This is a genomic window from Nocardiopsis changdeensis, from assembly GCF_018316655.1.
Classification (GTDB): domain Bacteria; phylum Actinomycetota; class Actinomycetes; order Streptosporangiales; family Streptosporangiaceae; genus Nocardiopsis; species Nocardiopsis changdeensis.
Window position 1 is genome coordinate 3,651,455 of record NZ_CP074133.1, and the last position, 15,345, is coordinate 3,666,799.

Here is a 15,345-nt window from a genome sequence, read left to right on the forward strand (position 1 = left end):
CCGGCGGGGCGTGGTGTCATCGGGGCGTCGGGCCGGTGACACGGGTCCGACCGAGCCGGTGGGCCGCCGTGGCGTGGCGGCCCGCCGGCCCGCGCGTTCGCCCTGGGCGCAAGGGCTTCCCGGCATCAGCGGGGGCCGGCCGGTGTTGGGGTGCACATGGACGCTGAGAAGAACACAGCGCAGACACCGGACCAGGAAATCCTCGACTCCTACAGTTCCACCGTCACGGCCGTCGCCGAGACGGTCCTGCCCAGCGTCGCCGCCCTGACCCTGCGCGGCCCCCGCGGCTCCGGCTCCGGATCGGGCGTGGTCTTCACGCCCGACGGGCTCCTGCTCACCAGCGCACACGTCGTCGACGGCGCCGACCGGGGCCGGGCCGCGTTCGGCGACGGCTCCGAGGCCGCGTTCACCGTGGTCGGCGCCGACCCCCTCTCGGACCTGGCGGTGCTGCGCACCGAGCGCGACCTCGCCCCGCCCGTGACCCTGGGGGACGCCGACACCCTGACCGTGGGCCGCCTGGTGGTGGCCGTCGGCAACCCGTTCGGGCTGTCGGGATCGGTCACCGCCGGGATCGTCTCCGGGCTGGGCCGGTCGCTGCCCGCCCGGGAGGGGCGGCACGTGCGGCTCATCGACGACGTCATCCAGACCGACGCCGCCCTCAACCCGGGCAACTCCGGGGGCGCGCTGGCCGACTCCCGGGGCCGGGTGGTGGGCGTCAACACCGCCGTCGCCGGGTACGGGCTGGGCCTGGCGGTGCCGATCAACTCCACCACCCGCGGCATCATCGCCGACCTGGTCTCCCGGGGCCGGGTGCGGCGCGCCTGGCTGGGGGTGGCCGGGGTCCCGGCCCCGCTGCCGCCGGAGATCGCCGGGCGCACCGGCCGCACGCGCGGCCTGCGCGTGGTGGAGGTGGTGCCGGGCAGCCCCGCCGGGGTCGCCGGGATCCACCTGGGCGACGTGGTCCTGCACGCCGCCGGCCACCCGGTCCAGGACGGCCAGGGGCTGCAGCGGCTGATGCTGGGCACGGCGATCGGCTCGCGCATGCCCATCACCGTGCTGCGCAAGGGCGCGCTGGTGGACGTGGTGGCCGTCCCGGAGGAGCTGGCCCCGGCCCGCTGAGCCGGGCGCGCGGAACACGGAGAGGGGCCCGCCGGACGGCGGGCCCCTCTCCCCCGGTCCGGGTCAGCCGCGCAGCAGCGCCTGGTGGGCCAGCTCCCGGCACAGGACCGCGAAGTCCAGCCCGGCAGCGGCCGCGGCCATCGGGAAGGTGGAGGTCTCGGTCAGCCCGGGGGCGACGTTGGCCTCCAGGAAGATGACCTCGCCCCCGTCGGTGACGATGAGGTCGGTGCGGGACAGGTCCCGCAGCCCCAGCGCGCGGTGCGCGGTCAGCGCCACCTCGCGGGCCGCCGCCAGGACCTCCTCCGGCAGCCGGGCCGGGCAGAAGAACTCGGTGCGGCCGGCGGTGTAGCGGGCGGCGTAGTCGTACACCCCGCCGTCGGGCACGATCTCCACCGGCGGCAGGGCGGTGGGCCCGTCGCCGGTGTCGAGCACGCCCACGGCCAGCTCCGTGCCCTGCACCTGCTCCTCGACCAGGGCCGAGTCGCTGTAGGCGAAGCACGACACCAGGGCGGCGGACAGGTCCTGCACCCCGGTGACGGGGGTGGCGCCGAACGCCGATCCGCCCCGGTCGGGCTTGACGAACAGCGGCGAGCCCAGCCGGTCGGCGAGCCTGGCCAGCAGCGCCGGGGCGCCCAGGTCGTGGAAGGCGGACTTGGGCAGGACGGCGCCGCGCGGCACCCGCACGCCGCGGGCGGCCATGAGCGCCTTGGCGGTGGGCTTGGCGTAGGCCAGGCGGCAGGCGGCGGGGGCGGCCCCCACGTAGGGAACTCCGACCAGGTCGAGGACCTCGCGGATGGTGCCGTCCTCGCCCGCGGACCCGTGCAGGACGGGGAAGACCACCTGGGGCGGGTCCGCGGTGAGCCGGTCCAGCAGGGTGGCGTCGACGTCGGCGACCTGGACCTCCACGTCCAGTCGGCGCAGCGCCTCGGCGACACTGCGTCCGGAGTGGACGCTCACCTCGTGTTCGGGGGACAGGCCCCCGGCGAGAACGAGAACGCGGTCAAGGTCGGCCACGGCGCGGACCTCCTTCTGTGCTGTCATGTTGCTCGGTGCCCCTCGGGGTCAGGGCGTGTCGGGGGCGGGGGCCTGGTCGCCCTCGGTGGGCGGGGCGAGGGTGCTGCCGAACGTATCACGCAGGTCCAGCTCGCCCTCGATGGCTCCGACCAGGCGCCGGACTCCCTCGCGGATCTGCTCCGGGGTGGGGTAGCAGAAGCTCAGCCGCATGCTCTGGCGGCCGCGGCCGTCGGCGTAGAACCCGGTGCCGGGCACGTACGCGACGCGTTCGGTGACGGCGCGGGGCAGCATGGCCTTGGCGTCGATGCCCTCCGGCAGGGTCGCCCAGACGAAGAAGCCGCCCTCGGGGCGCGTCCAGGTGCAGCCCTGGGGCATCATCGCGGTCAGCGCGGAGAGCATGGCGTCGCGGCGCTCGCTGTACATGCCGTTGAACGCCTTGATCTGCTCCTTCCACGGGAACTTGCGGAAGTAGCGGCGCACCACCAGCTGGTTGAAGGTGGAGTGGCTGAGCATCGCCGACTCGGCGGCCAGGACCAGTTTGGCGCGGACCGCGGCCGGGGCCAGGGCCCAGCCGATGCGCAGGCCGGGCGACAGGGTCTTGGACAGCGAGCCGAGGTAGACGACGTTGCCCTCGCCCTGGGAGTACAGGGTGGGCTGCGGCTCTCCGTCGTAGCGCAGCAGGCCGTAGGGGTTGTCCTCGATGATGAGCACGCCGTGGCGGCGGCAGGTCTCGACGACGGCGGTGCGCCGCGCGGCGCTCATGGTGATCCCGGCCGGGTTCTGGAAGTTGGGGATCGTGTAGAAGAACTTGACCGGCCGCCCGTCGAGCTCGGCGCGGACCAGCGCCTCCTCCAGCTCCTCGGGGACCACGCCCTGCTCGTCCATGCCCACGTGCCGGATGTCGGCCTGGAACGCGGTGAAGGTGTTGATGGCGGTGACGTAGGTGGGCGCCTCGGTGAGCACGACGTCGCCGGGGTCGACGAAGACCCGGGTGATGAGGTCCAGGGCCTGCTGGGAGCCGACGGTGACGATGACGTCGTCGGGGGCGGCGTGGATGCCCTCGAGTTTCATGTACTCGCACAGCTGCTCGCGCAGGACGGGGTCGCCCTGGGCGGAGCCGTACTGGAGCGCGGCCGCGCCCTCCTCGGCGACGACGTCCTTGACCAGCTCGCCCAGCGGCTCCAGGGGGAGCGCCGCGACGTTGGGCATGCCGCCGGCGAGGGAGACGACCTCGGGGCGCGATGCGACGGCGAAGAGTGCCCGGACCTCCGATGCGACCATGCCCTGGGCTCGGCGCGCGTAGCGGCCGATGTGCGGGTCGATGCGCGAGCCCTGGCGATCGGGCTGTTGCTCTCGGGGGTCAGTGGACACGATCCACCTCCGTTGGGAAGGACGGTCGGGCGGGCCGGTGCGGCGCCGCCGGGATCATCGTTGGTCCTGGTTTCGACGCCCTCGACGGGCCCACGGTTCACACGGGTCGTCCGTGGCGGCCGGGCCGGGGGCGACGCCGATGCGACGGTCGGGTCGGGTGAGCCGTGCGCGAACACGGTTCGGTAAATGCAGCGAGTGTAACCCAGTGCACCGCCATGACCCCCGCCGGACAAGGGATTCGTGCTGTTCATCACGCTTTCCCCTTTCGCCCGATCAGTCCGCATCGTCTCTGAGGAGTACCCGCCCGGATCCGGTGACCCGCACGGCGATGACCGGATCTTGGACGATATTTCACTCTCGGTGACCGTGTCGGAACGGTGCGGCCGGGCGCCCCTCGGCGACCGTGGGGGCGGGCCCGCCGCGGAGGCGGGCCGACCGGAGGAAGGGGAAGCCATGGGAGTCCGCTCGACCGGGACCCGCGCGCCGCTGGCGGTCCTGCTGGCGGGCGCGGCCTGGGCCGTCGTCTCGTGCTCGCCCGCGGCGGAGACCGACCCCGCCGCGGTGGAGCTGCGGCGGACCGCCGAGGCCCTGTCGGTGACGGTGCTGCGCCCGGGGGCCGAGCGCGCCTTCGCCCGCGAGGGGCACCCGCTGGAAGGCGCCCTGGAGTGCGGCACGACCCCGCCCGCCGACGCCTCCCCCTCCCGGGAGGCCGACGCCGAGGCCGGCGGCACCACCGTCGTGCACTGCACCGGCACCACCGAGGAGGGCGCCCCGGTGCGGTTCGAGGGCGAGCTGTCCCGAGAGGCGCTGATCGCCCGCCCGGCGGGCGACGACGGTCTGCCGGGCACGTTCGTGGGCACCGTCGACGGCGAGGAGGTGTTCCGGATGGACTGCCTGCAGTGCGCCCCGGCCGCCGAGGACGCCGACGGGCAGAAGGACACGGCCTCGGCCCGCACCGAGGACTGAGGGCCCCGGAAGGGTGCCGGGGCGGCGTCCCGGAGAGACCGTACCGGGACGCCGCCGATGCGCGGACGGTCCGGACTCCCCCGAGGTCCCGGACCCACCTCCGGCCTGTGGACGCGCCCGCCGCGGCTCCTCGGCCCCCCTCAAGGCCTCGGATACGGCGGGCGCCGGTACCGCTCCCGGTTGCTGCGGCCGTCGCGCCCTCTCTTGCCCGACGTCCGCCCCGGCAGGGGCCGCGCACGACCCATCAAACGCGCCCGGGACCCCGTCCGCAACGGTTGCACTAGGTTGCGACCTCGACACCGAGGGGAACCGCTCCGTCACCCGATCCCACCCGGGACCGCAATTCGCGCACCCCGGGGGAGTGCGAACCCGGCAGCAGGTCCTCGGGGAAGTCGGGCAGCACGACGCGCACCACCACGTCCTCGCTGAACCGGTAGGGGCGGCTCTCCACGATGCCGCCCAGGTGGCGGCGGAGCCGGGACAGCTCGGCCCGGACGGTCACCACGTGCCCGACCGCCCCGAACACGTCGGTGGACAGCTCGGCGGCGGTGCGCCCGGACCGGTGCACCGCCAGCAACAGCAGCAGCTCCGCGTGGCGCGGGGTGGGCCGGTGCGCCCAGCTGCCGCTGCTGCCCTCGACCGTGACCTCCGGGGCGGGCCCGGACAGGTCCAGGGTGACGACCGAGGGCGCCGTGCACTCGGCGGGCCTGGGGCGGACGAGCCAGCCGCCCGGCAGCGGCTCCAGAGAGCACTCCCCCAGGGCGGGCAGCCAGGCGGTACCGCTCTCGCGGTGCGTGGGCAGCAGCACCCGGCGGATGGGCTCCATGTTGACGGCGGCGGCCGTCCACCCGGTCTCGTCGACCACCAGGGCCCGCTCCCGCATCCCGGCCAGCAGGGGCGCCGAGACCGCCCGCAGCCGCTCCAGGTGGGTGTGGTGGATGCTCTGCAGGTGCGCCTCGGCCAGCTGGGCGACGGCGCTGACCAGGGCCAGGGTGGAGGGGTGGATGGTGGAGACCGGGCCGGTGACGTCGATGGCGCCCAGCAGACGCCCGTCGCGCGGGTCGTGGATGGGGGCGCAGGCACAGGTCAGGGTGTGCAGGCTGCGCACGAAGTGCTCGGCCGAGTACACCTGCACCGGCCGGCCCACCACCAGGGCGGTGCCGATGGCGTTGGTGCCGGTGCTGCCCTCGTTCCAGTAGGAGCCCTCCACGAGTCCGACCCGGTCGCCGACGCCGCGCATGCGGTGCGAGCCGTCCCGCCACAGGATCTGGCCGGAGGCGTCGGTGACCAGCATGATGTGGTCGGCCTCGTCGGCGACCGACACCAGGGACCGGCGGATGAGCGGCAGGACCTCGGCGATGGGGGACTCCTGCCGGCGGCGGTGCAGCTCGTCGGTGGACACCAGGCGCGGCGGCGGCCCGGCGTCGGGGTCGATGCCGAAGCGGCGCATTCGGTTCCAGGAGTCCTCGATGACCGGCCGCGGCCGGACCGGGCCGGGGCGTCCGCTCAGGGACGCGTCGTGCATCCGGCGCAGTGCGAGGGCGTGTTCGCGGGCGTCGACCCCTGCGGGCAGGGCCGTGTCCAGCGGAGGAAACGACATGGGGCTCCCTGACCTCGTGTTCACGGTGGCGTCCATCCAGTGTCCTGCCTCGAATCCGGCGTCGTTGAGCGAACCGCGACAGACGCGCGTTTCGGAGGCCGATGGCACTGTCCACATCCGTTTTCTGTGAGAGGTGACGGGTGGCCGAAGGCACGGGAGGCGGAGCGCGGCCACCGGGTCCGGACGCCGGGGTGGCCCTTCAGCTTCCACCATCTCCGGGGCCGGGAACAGCCGACGTGCAAGGGATACCGCGCGATTGGCCGAAAACGGCCACCGCGCCTCCCCGGCCCGGCCGCCGCGGGCCGCGGCTCAGCCGCCGGGCAGGCGGGTGAGGGCGAACCACAGCCGCATCCGCTGCTCGGGGTCGCCCAGGTCCACTCCCAGTTCGCGTTCGATCCGGCCGATCCGGTAGCGGACGCTGTTGCGGTGCACGCCCAGGTCGGCGGCGGCCCGGTCCCAGCCGCCGTGCCGGGTCAGCCAGGCCCGCAGGGTGCCGCGCAGCATCCGGGCGGTGTCGTCCCGTCCCGCCAGCGGCCCCAGCACCCGGCGGGCGAGGGCGTCGGCGGCGGCCGGGTCCAGGAGTTCCGCGAAGGGGTCGGTGCCCTCCTCCCACAGCAGCGGCGTGCCCGCGGCGCGGGCACGGTCCAGCAGCGCGGCCGCGCGGCGGTCGGCCCCGGGCAGGTCCCCGGGCGGCACCGGGTCGCCGACCGCACCGGTCCAGCCGTACAGGGCGAGGCCGTCCAGGTCGGCCCGGTGGGCGTCGGCGCCCCGGTCGGCCAGGACGGCGCGCAGGGTCCCGTCCGGAAGGGCGCCCGCGACGGCGGTGGGCAGCGGCGGCGGGGCGGGCCGGCCGGTCCCGGCCGGGGCGGCGCGCAGCACCCGGTAGCGGTCCGCCGACGGGTCTCCGGCCAGTTCGGAGAGCAGGGGCGCCGCCGCGCCGCCGGGCCCGCCGTCCAGCAGCAGCGCGGCGATCAGCGCCCCGGGGACCGGGGGCGGCGCGGGCGCGGTGCGCGCGACCAGGTCGAGCAGGGCGGTGGCGGTGCGCAGCACGGCGCGGTCGGTGAGGCCCAGCGGTTCGGGGCGCCCCACCAGCAGCACCCCGTACTCGCGGGGCGGTGTGCCGACGGTGTGCCAGAACACCTCGTCGCCCGCCAGGCGGGTCTTGGCGCTGCGCGGTCCGGCCGGCGCCGTCAGGCGGCCCAGCAGCTCGGCGGCCTCCGGCCCTGGGTCCTCGGGCGCCCCGGGGGCGGAGAACGCCACCGACCCGCCCGGCCCCAGGACCAGGGCCCAGGCGTCCAGGGCCGAGGCCAGCACCCGCAGGACGCGCTCGGCCGGGTCGGGGGCGGAGACGGCGCGGGCCATGTCGCGGTGGGCCTCGCCCAGGCGGCGCAGGTCGCGCAGCCGCACCTCCTCCAGCGCCTCGGCGACGGCCCGGGCCACGGCGGCGAAGGGGGTGGGGCGGGGCACCTCGAACAGGGGGAGCCCGTGCAGGCGGCACTGCTCCGCCAAGGCGGCCGGGACGGCGTCGTGGACCGGGGTGACGCCGAACCCGAGGGCGGCCACCCCGGTCTCCACCAGGGCGGCCACGTAGGCGCGGACCCCGGCCCCGTCCGCGGGCAGCCCGCTGCCGGCCGTCAGCAGCAGCTCGCCGCCGCGCAGGTAGGGGGTGGGGTCGGCCAGTTCGCTGGACACCGCCCAGGTCACCGCCGGGTCCCCTGCCTCCACGACCGGGCGCAGGCCCAGGTCGCGACGGGCCAGCACGGTGCCCAGCGCGATGCCGTCGGCCCCGCGGTGCTCCTCGTCCACCCGTCCCCCTCCCCCGCCCGGCCCTCGCCGGACGTCCCCCGGCCCCTGGAGCGGCCTTGGATACTCCGTCCATGGGAACACACCCGGTTGTGCTTTTCGTCCACTGGAGCGGTCCCGGGTTCCCGCCTACCCTGACCGGAGCGCGTGCGGCCGACGCCGACGACGTCGCCGGTCGCACCCCGACCCGCCGCGCAGAGCGCGCCGACCACGAGAGGGACACCACCGCCCGATGAGCGCACCGATCGGACCCACCGACTCCAGCCTCGTACCGCGTTTCGCCGGACCCGCGACGTTCGCGCGGCTGCCCCGCATCGACCAGGTCGAGCGGGCCGACATCGCCGTGGTCGGCGTCCCCTTCGACACCGGTGTCTCCTACCGTCCGGGCGCCCGGTTCGGCCCCTCCGCCATCCGCGAGGCCAGCCGCCTGCTGCGCCCCTACCACCCGGGCCTGGACGTGTCCCCGTTCGCCACCGCCCAGGTGGTCGACGGCGGGGACATCGCGGTCAACCCGTTCTCCATCGGCGACGCCGTGGAGACCATCGACGAGGCCGCCTCCGGTTTCGTGCGTGCGGGCACCCGCCTGGTCACCCTGGGCGGCGACCACACCATCGCGCTGCCGCTGCTGCGTTCGCTGTACCGCGAGCACGGCCCCATCGCGATGCTGCACTTCGACGCCCACCTGGACACCTGGGACACCTACTTCGGCGAGCCCTACACCCACGGCACCCCGTTCCGCCGGGCCGTGGAGGAGGGCATCCTCGACACCGAGGCGATCAGCCACGTCGGTACCCGGGGGCCCCTGTACGGCAAGAAGGACCTGGAGGACGACCGCCGCTTCGGCTTCGGGATCGTCACCTCCGCCGACGTCATGCGCAAGGGCGTGGACGAGATCGCCGACGCGCTGCGCCAGCGCATCGGCGACCGGCCGCTCTACGTGTCGGTGGACATCGACGTGCTGGACCCGGCGCACGCGCCCGGCACCGGCACCCCCGAGGCGGGCGGGCTGACCAGCCGCGAGCTGCTGGAGATCCTGCGCGGGCTGTCCTCCTGCAACCTGGTGGGCGCCGACGTGGTGGAGGTCGCCCCGGCCTACGACCACGCGCAGATCACCTCGACGGCGGCCTCCCACGTCGCCTACGACCTGGTCAGCGTGCTCGCGCTGAACCACGCCCGCAGGGCCTGAGGCCGTACTCTTCCGGACCTTCCGCCCCGCTGCGGCCCGCCCGTCGCGCGGCGGAAGGTCCTCAAGGGCGTCGAGGACCGGTGTGGGGGCCGGCCTCGGCGCCCTTCCGGCTGCGCCCCGCGTCCCTCCGAACGGCCGCACGCCTCCTCCGGGCGGGCCCCGGGCCGGAGCGGCGGGGCGCTCCGGCGCACGCGGGCGCCCCGCCGCCAAGGCGTGTTCGGTGGATGCTCTCGTGTGGCCCGGCGCTCGCGCCGGGTGCCGGGAGCGGTCGTCGGGTGACTTCCCGCAAGCCTCCCGGCGAGGTCGGCCCGGGGTAGGCCGTCCGAGCCCAGGCGGCGCGGCGAGGTCGGCCCGGCGGCCGCGACCCGGAATGATCCGCCGGAGACGCCTTACGCTCCGGCCGGGGCGCCGCGTGCCTCCAGGTGCGCCCAGGTCAGGGCGGTGACGTGGTCGGCCATCGCCTCGGGGCTCTCCCCCGGGTGGTCCAGCAGCCAGTCGGCGAACGCGTCGGCGGTGCTCACCGCGATCCTGGCCAGCAGCGCGGCGTCGCGCTCGCGCACGTCCCCGGGCAGTCCGCCGCAGGTGGTGATGAGGTCGGTGACCTCGGCCAGCACGCGGTCGCGGGCCCGGGTCACCTCGGCGGCGAAGGGGCCGGCGGCGGCGCGCCGGTACAGGACGGTCCAGCTCTCCCTGTTCTCGACCACGAATCCGAAGAAGGCGCGGATTCCGCGGCGCAGGGGGTCCTCCCCGCGCGGGGCGCGGGGGTCGTGGACGGCGGCGCGCAGGGTGAGCATGAGGCGTTCGGACTCGCGGCGCACGCAGGCGGTGAATATGCCTTCCTTGGAGCCCAGATAGTGGTACACCGTCGGTTTGGAGGTTCCCGCGGCCGCGGCGATCTGCTCGACGCGCACCGTGTGGTAGTCGCCCCGGGAGAATTCCGTGACGGCGGCGTCGATCATCAGTTGTTCACGGATCCGACGCGGTAGTCTGCGCTGTTTGCTCTTCACTCTGACGAACCCTATTGATCCGCCCTCTTTTGACCAGGGCCTCCCGGCACCCGTTTCCGGGCGCGGAGGGGCTTCGGATTCCGTGGCGGACGGATGACCTGTGACTACGAGTGAGTCCACCCTCACCCGTGGTGGTGTATCCCACATTCTCCGGGGTTTGGACGGCCGGATACCGCACACGGGTGCGCGGGACCCGGCCGCCTCCCGTCAGTCCGTCACGGCCTGCCCGTACGCCGGACGCAGCTCCAGCGTGCAGCACTTGGCGCCGCCGCCGGCCTTGCGCAGCTCGTCCAGCTCCACCGGGTGGACGGTCAGGCCCTCGGCGCGCAACCGGTCGGCCAGGTCCCGCGCCTCGGCGGCCAGGACCACGTTGCGGCCGTCGCAGACGGCGTTCAGGCCCAGGACGCGGGCGTCGTCCTCGGTGGCGAGGAGGGCGTCCGGGAACAGCGCCTCCAGCACCCTGCGGCTGCCCGCGGAGAACGCGCCCGGGTAGTAGGCGACGCGCTCGCCCGACAGCGCGAACAGGGCCGTGTCCAGGTGGTAGAAGCGGGGGTCCACCAGTTGCAGGGTCACCACCGGGCGGCCCAGGAAGCGCTCGGCCTCCTGGTGCGCGGCCGCCTCGGTGCGGAACCCGGTGCCGGCCAGGACCACGTCGTCGAGGGTGATGAAGTCGCCCTCCCCCTCGTTGACGTGCTTGGGCTCCCGGGTCTCGGTGTACCCCGCGGCCCGGAACCACTCCAGGTAGGCGGGCCCCTCGGGGGTGCGTTCGGCGCTGGCGAAGCGGGCGCCGTAGACCCGGCCGTCGACCACCAGGGCGCCGTTGGCCGCGAACACCATGTCCGGCAGCCCCTCGATGGGCGAGATCTCCTGGACCTCGTGGCCCAGCTCCAGGTAGAGGTCGCGCAGCGCCTCCCATTGGCGGATCGCCCGCTCCCGGTCGACCCGCACGGCGGGGTCCATCCAGGGGTTGATCGCGTATTCGACCGCGAAATAGGTGGGGCGGCACATGAGGTAGTGCCGTCGAACCGCCACCGGACCGGTCGGGTTCTTCATTGAACCTCCCAGTGAGACCGTCGGGAATCACGGACCCCCGCGGCGGCGCGGCCTTCACCACCGTGCGCCGCCTCGGGGTTCGTCCGTTCGATGTGGGGATACCCGCACCGGGGCCGGGCCAAGGGGCACGGTTCGGTGAACACGCGGTCCCCGGCACGGGCCGCCCCCGCGCCCGGACGGGCGCGGGGGCGGCCGCGGGGCGGGCGGTCAGCGGCCGCCCGCGCGGGCCACCGCCTCCTCCAGTTCCTCACGGTTCATCTTGGAGCGGCCCGGCACGTCCAGCTCCGAGGCGCGCCGGAGCAGTTCGCGCTTGGTGCGCCGGCCCTCGCCGCGGGCGGGCGGGCGCGGCCCGGGGGCGCGCCCGTGCGGGAGGCTGCGGCGCAGCGCCTCCTGGAGAGCGCCGTCCCTGGAGGACCCCTCGGTCCGGCGCGGCCGGTCCTCCCCGCCGGGCCGGTGGGTGATGGTGCCTCCCCTGGCCTTGGCCCGCACCAGTTCGGTGAGGCGGTGGCCGTAGCTGTCTTCGTAGCGGGCCGGGTCCCAGTCGACCGACAGCGAGTCGACCAGTTCGGCGGCCAGCGCCAGCTCCTCCTTGCCCAGCGCGGGGTAGGGCACCGGCGGCATCACGTCGTCGGGGGCGCGCACCTCGTCGGGCCACCACAGGGTGGAGGCGGACAGCACGCCGCGGGTCGGCTCGATGAGCACCGGGGACTCGCGGTCGCGCAGGACGACGGTGGCCGTCCCCGCCCGGCGCGTGCGGTCCAGGGCCGCGTAGAGCAGCTGGTAGGGCTGGGCGTCGGCGGGGTCGCGCGGGGCCATGTAGTAGGTGGAGGCGTACCAGAGGGGCCCGACCGACCCCTCGGAGACGAACCCGTCCAGGCGCATGGTGCGCGACCCGTGCGGGAGGATCTCCTCCAGTTCCTCCGGTTCCAGGACGACGTACTCGTCCTCGACGGCGGTGCGGGCGCCGCGCACGATCTTCTCGGCGGGGACCTCCTCGCCGGTGCGCTCGTTGACGCGGACGTAGCGGATGCGGTCGGCGGTGCCGCGTTCGAACTGGTGCAGGACCGGTCCGCGGCGCTCGCGGGCGCTGTAGAGGCGCACCCCGATCGGCACTTCGCCGAACATGAGGGTGCCCACCCAGACAGGATTGACCATGGTGCCTCCCTAGTCCCCATGATCACCGGGGGCGGGCAAAATACCGGTCGAAAAGAACAAAGAACCAGTCATGGGACTTTTCCGACAACCGAACCCCGTTCTTTTACCGACCGGTCGGTATCGCTAGGATCGCGGCAGTCCGTGATTGGAGTTCCTCCCATGAGTACGACCGTCAAGGCCGCCGTCTTCTCCGCGCCGGGCACGCCACCCGAGATCCGCGACCTGGTGCTGCCCGACCCCGGCTCCGGCCAGGTGCGGGTGCGCATCGCCGCCGCCGGGGTCTGCCACTCCGACCTGTCCCTGTCCAACGGGACCCTGCCCCAGAAGTGGCCCGCCGTCCTGGGCCACGAGGGCGCCGGGACCGTCGAGGCCGTCGGCGAGGGCGTCACCTCCGTCAGCCCCGGCCAGCACGTCATCCTCAACTGGGCCCCGGCCTGCCGGGCCTGCTGGTTCTGCCGCAACGGCGAACCCCACCTGTGCGAACACGCCCTGGACCGGGCCGCCGTCCCCTACGCCCACCTCACCGACGGCACCCCCGTCCACCCCGGCCTGGGCTGCGGGGCGTTCGCCGAGGCGACCGTGGTGGGGGCCGACGCCGTCGTGCCGCTGCCCGACGGCCTGGACCCGGCCACCGGCGCCGTCCTGGGGTGCGCGGTGCTCACCGGATGGGGCGCCGTCAACAACTCCGCCGCCGTGCGCCCGGGCCAGTCGGTCGTGGTCATGGGCCTGGGCGGGGTGGGCCTGTCCGTGCTCCAGGCGGCCCGCATGGCCGGGGCCGACCCGGTGGTCGCGGTGGACGTCTCCCCCGCCAAGGAGGAGCTGGCCCGGTCGCTGGGCGCCACCGAGTTCCTGCTCTCCGACGAGCACCTGTTCAAGGCGGTGCGGGCGCTCACCGGCGGACGCGGCGCCGACCACGTCTTCGAGGTGGTGGGCTCGGCCCAGGTGGTGCGCACGGCCTGGAACATCAGCCGCCGCGGCGGCACCATCACCGTGGTGGGGGTGGGGTCGGTGAAGGACGAGGTGTCGTTCAACGCCCTGGAGCTGTTCCACCAGGCCCGCACCGTGCGCGGGTGCGTCTTCGGGTCGAGCGACCCCGACCGCGACCTCCCCGTCATCGCCGAGGGCGTGCGCTCGGGCGGGCTGCGGCTGGGGGCGATGGTGACCGACGAGATCCCGCTGTCGGGCGTGCCCGACGCGTTCGAGCGGATGCGCCAGGGCAAGGGCGGCCGGTCGCTGGTCCGCTTCGGGGCGTGAACGCGGTGGGGGCGCGGCGGCGCCCCCACCGTGCTCAGCGCCGCCCGGGGTCCTCCACCGTCACCTCCAGCACCTCCAGGGGCGCCTCGTCGTCGGCCCGGTCGGCGAGGGCCGAAAGGACCCGGTGGAAGAGGATCGCCCGGTGCACGCCCATCCCGACCATGAGCAGCGCCCCCGGGACCGGGAAACCCGGAAGTCCCAGGGCGTAGAGCAGGGCGGCGAACACCCCGAAGAGGGTGCCCGCACCGACCCCGCCGTTCATGGGGCAGCGCCAACTGCGCCAGCCCCACATCCAGCCCGCCGCCAGCACCGCCGCCCAGGGGTCGACCAGGACCGCCACGGTCGGGTAGAGGACCAGGGCGAACACGAGCACCCCGGACAGCCCGTCGAGCACCGGAACGGCCAGGAGCAGCCGCCACCCGGCGGCGGTGCGCGGCACGAGCCGCTCGGCGGGCGGCGGGGGCTCCCCCGGGCCGCCCCGGTGCTCCCACCACACGAGCACGGCGAGCAGCGCGAACCCGCCCAGGGCGACGCCGGCGGCCGGGCCGAACCAGTGCCCGGCCCCCTCCGGCATCCACAGGTGCTCGGGCCCCACCGCCATCGGGTCCAGGCCCAGGGCGGCCGGGGTCGCCGCGTGCAGGGTGTAGAGGAAGGCCACCGACAGGACCACCTCCGCGAGGACGAACCCCAGGTGGACGACGGCCAGCTGAGTGAGAGGGGCGGGCGCCCCGGGGGCGTCCGCGTACGTCCGCGTGGAGAAGAGCGGACGCACGAGCATCACGAGCAGCAGGGCGGCGGCGACCGCCAGGGCGGTCGGCCCGGGCTCGAAGCCCGGCGGGACGAAGTACACGTCAGCCCTCCCGCCGCGGCACCGGCGCGCCGTCGGCGTCCAGCACCGTAACCTCCAGGACCGGTTCCCCGAGTTCCCCGAGGCGCTGCCTCGCCGCCATCCGGCCGAGCACCACCCCGAACAGGGACCACAGGAGCAGGGGCGCGGCCAGCCCTCCCGGAAGCACGAAGGCGTAGAGCCCGAGGAGGCCCGCCTCGATCACACAGCACCAGAGCATCACCGCGGGCCCGGACGTCCGGTACTGGCACCCGGACACCAGGGCGACCGCCAGCACTCCGGTCAGCGGCCCGAAGTGCGCCGCCAGCAGCGGGTACAGCACCAGGTAGTACGCGGCGACGCCGCACGACAGCCCCAGGGGCAGGGACGCCCGGTACAGCAGCATCTCCCCGCCCGACCAACGGGCCAAGGGGGTGTGCCGCGGCTCGGGCACCCGTGCCCGTTCGCGCACCGCCCACACCACGAAGATCGCGAACAGGGCGGCGACCGCACCGGACACCAGCCACAACGGGGGCTCCTCCCCCACCAGGGCCCGCCACCCGGGCACGGTCTCCTGGAACCCCCGGGGCACCAGGTCCCCCAGGGAGAGGCCATGCACCGCCGTGGTGTGGAAGGCGATGACCGCCGCCACCTCCACGGCGGACAGGAGCAGGGTCAGGGCCACCAGGCCGGACGGCCGCGTGAACACGGGCGCGATCCGGGGCAGGGCGGACACCGCGTAGGGGACCGCGAGCAGGAAGAGCAGGAGCGCGAAGCCGATGACGGTGGCCGCGGGGCCGGGGTCGAAGGCCGCAGGGGGAAAGTACACGGGGGATCCTCGGTCGACGGTCGGGGCGGGGACCTGCGCGGGCGCGGTCGAGCGGGGAGCGGGCGCACGCGGGCCGAATGATCATGCCGGATACCTGCGGGTTTGTCACAGGCTGACAAAAGCTGTGGCGTACGGCACACATGGCCCTTGCCCCGCGCCCGG

General features: G+C 74.9%; 13 protein-coding genes. 4 read left to right on the top strand and 9 right to left on the bottom strand.

What is annotated here, in order from left to right; all coding sequences use genetic code 11:
• The first annotated feature begins 156 nt into the window (after nucleotides 1-156).
• Nucleotides 157-1,119, top strand: a complete 963-nt coding sequence (locus tag KGD84_RS16610; RefSeq protein WP_220561346.1) for a S1C family serine protease — start codon at nucleotides 157-159, stop codon at nucleotides 1,117-1,119.
• Between the two features lie 63 nt (nucleotides 1,120-1,182).
• On the opposite strand, the gene KGD84_RS16615 is transcribed toward KGD84_RS16610, so the two are convergent.
• Nucleotides 1,183-2,133, bottom strand: a complete 951-nt coding sequence (locus tag KGD84_RS16615) for a D-alanine--D-alanine ligase family protein (protein WP_220565797.1) — start codon at nucleotides 2,131-2,133, stop codon at nucleotides 1,183-1,185.
• Nucleotides 2,134-2,181: 48 nt separating this feature from the next.
• Entirely contained in the window at nucleotides 2,182-3,414 is a 1,233-nt protein-coding gene (locus tag KGD84_RS16620) for an aminotransferase-like domain-containing protein (RefSeq protein ID WP_220565798.1), read from the bottom strand.
• 543 nt (nucleotides 3,415-3,957) lie between these two features.
• Between KGD84_RS16620 and KGD84_RS16625 the strand changes: the two genes are divergently transcribed.
• Nucleotides 3,958-4,470: a hypothetical protein gene (locus KGD84_RS16625; protein ID WP_220561347.1), complete on the top strand. Its 513-nt coding sequence runs from the start codon at nucleotides 3,958-3,960 to the stop codon at nucleotides 4,468-4,470.
• A gap of 280 nt (nucleotides 4,471-4,750) precedes the next feature.
• Here the strand turns inward: KGD84_RS16625 and KGD84_RS16630 are convergent, their stop codons facing one another.
• Nucleotides 4,751-6,070, bottom strand: coding sequence for a GAF domain-containing protein (locus KGD84_RS16630; protein WP_220561348.1), 1,320 nt, complete (start codon nucleotides 6,068-6,070; stop codon nucleotides 4,751-4,753).
• 309 nt (nucleotides 6,071-6,379) lie between these two features.
• On the bottom strand, nucleotides 6,380-7,876 hold the full coding sequence (locus KGD84_RS16635) for a PucR family transcriptional regulator (RefSeq protein WP_255646608.1): 1,497 nt from the start codon (nucleotides 7,874-7,876) through the stop codon (nucleotides 6,380-6,382).
• A 229-nt stretch (nucleotides 7,877-8,105) separates the two neighbouring features.
• Here KGD84_RS16635 and speB point away from each other — a divergent pair, with 229 nt between their 5' ends.
• A complete protein-coding gene (speB, locus tag KGD84_RS16640) occupies nucleotides 8,106-9,059 on the top strand; it encodes an agmatinase (RefSeq protein ID WP_220561349.1) in 954 nt (317 codons plus the stop codon).
• A gap of 389 nt (nucleotides 9,060-9,448) precedes the next feature.
• Here the strand turns inward: speB and KGD84_RS16645 are convergent, their stop codons facing one another.
• The 3 genes from KGD84_RS16645 to ku form a co-directional block, all read right to left on the bottom strand.
• Nucleotides 9,449-10,066 carry a TetR/AcrR family transcriptional regulator gene (locus KGD84_RS16645; RefSeq protein ID WP_220561350.1) on the bottom strand — a complete coding sequence of 206 codons (618 nt, stop codon included), beginning with the start codon at nucleotides 10,064-10,066 and terminating at the stop codon, nucleotides 9,449-9,451.
• A gap of 207 nt (nucleotides 10,067-10,273) precedes the next feature.
• Entirely contained in the window at nucleotides 10,274-11,119 is an 846-nt protein-coding gene (gene ddaH, locus KGD84_RS16650; protein ID WP_220561351.1) for a dimethylargininase, read from the bottom strand.
• Nucleotides 11,120-11,326: 207 nt separating this feature from the next.
• A complete protein-coding gene (ku, locus tag KGD84_RS16655) occupies nucleotides 11,327-12,274 on the bottom strand; it encodes a non-homologous end joining protein Ku (protein ID WP_220561352.1) in 948 nt (315 codons plus the stop codon).
• Nucleotides 12,275-12,433: 159 nt separating this feature from the next.
• Here ku and KGD84_RS16660 point away from each other — a divergent pair, with 159 nt between their 5' ends.
• Nucleotides 12,434-13,528 (top strand): zinc-binding dehydrogenase, encoded by a 1,095-nt coding sequence (locus KGD84_RS16660; RefSeq protein WP_220561353.1) that lies wholly within the window; start codon nucleotides 12,434-12,436, stop codon nucleotides 13,526-13,528.
• A 34-nt stretch (nucleotides 13,529-13,562) separates the two neighbouring features.
• On the opposite strand, the gene KGD84_RS16665 is transcribed toward KGD84_RS16660, so the two are convergent.
• Nucleotides 13,563-14,378, bottom strand: a complete 816-nt coding sequence (locus KGD84_RS16665) for a hypothetical protein (RefSeq protein WP_220561354.1) — start codon at nucleotides 14,376-14,378, stop codon at nucleotides 13,563-13,565.
• A 1-nt stretch (nucleotide 14,379) separates the two neighbouring features.
• Nucleotides 14,380-15,183 (bottom strand): hypothetical protein, encoded by an 804-nt coding sequence (locus tag KGD84_RS16670; protein WP_220561355.1) that lies wholly within the window; start codon nucleotides 15,181-15,183, stop codon nucleotides 14,380-14,382.
• Nucleotides 15,184-15,345 lie beyond the last annotated feature (162 nt).

Coding starts and splice junctions, on each gene's coding strand:
- ddaH (WP_220561351.1), bottom strand. CDS start 11,119: ATGAAGAACCCGACCGGTCCGGTGGCGGTTCGACGGCACTACCTCATG.
- speB (WP_220561349.1), top strand. CDS start 8,106: ATGAGCGCACCGATCGGACCCACCGACTCCAGCCTCGTACCGCGTTTC.
- KGD84_RS16625 (WP_220561347.1), top strand. CDS start 3,958: ATGGGAGTCCGCTCGACCGGGACCCGCGCGCCGCTGGCGGTCCTGCTG.
- KGD84_RS16660 (WP_220561353.1), top strand. CDS start 12,434: ATGAGTACGACCGTCAAGGCCGCCGTCTTCTCCGCGCCGGGCACGCCA.
- ku (WP_220561352.1), bottom strand. CDS start 12,274: ATGGTCAATCCTGTCTGGGTGGGCACCCTCATGTTCGGCGAAGTGCCG.
- KGD84_RS16620 (WP_220565798.1), bottom strand. CDS start 3,414: ATGGTCGCATCGGAGGTCCGGGCACTCTTCGCCGTCGCATCGCGCCCC.
- KGD84_RS16630 (WP_220561348.1), bottom strand. CDS start 6,070: ATGTCGTTTCCTCCGCTGGACACGGCCCTGCCCGCAGGGGTCGACGCC.
- KGD84_RS16610 (WP_220561346.1), top strand. CDS start 157: ATGGACGCTGAGAAGAACACAGCGCAGACACCGGACCAGGAAATCCTC.